This window comes from Flavihumibacter cheonanensis (genome assembly GCF_022352215.1).
In the GTDB taxonomy this organism is placed as follows: domain Bacteria; phylum Bacteroidota; class Bacteroidia; order Chitinophagales; family Chitinophagaceae; genus Flavihumibacter; species Flavihumibacter cheonanensis.
Genome location: NZ_JAKRWF010000047.1, coordinates 1 through 291, shown reverse-complemented (window position 1 = coordinate 291; position 291 = coordinate 1). Strand labels below are relative to the sequence as shown.

The following is a 291-nucleotide window of genomic DNA, read 5'->3' as shown; positions in this document are numbered from 1 at the left end:
GGGGCAGGCCAGCTCGGACCTGGCGGCTCAGGCCGGTATCCAGGCGCTGGCAGATGCCGGGCTGCAGCCAGAGGATATCGACCTGCTGATCTTCGCGGCGGCGACGCACGATATCAACGAGCCGGCTACCGCCAACCTGGTGCAGGTCAAGACCGCCTGCCGGCATGCCCACGTGCTGGACATAAAGAACGCCTGCAACAGCTTTTTGAATGCCCTGGATATTGCCGCCAGCCTGGTGCAGACCGGTCGTGCCCGGCGCGTGCTGATCGCCAGCGGGGAGATGCTTTCACC

General features: G+C 65.3%; 1 protein-coding gene. It reads left to right on the top strand.

Translation table 11 applies throughout. From position 1 onward, the window contains the following. On the top strand, nt 1-291 hold a 291-nt coding region (locus MD536_RS21070; RefSeq protein WP_498366314.1), incomplete at both ends, for a thiolase family protein.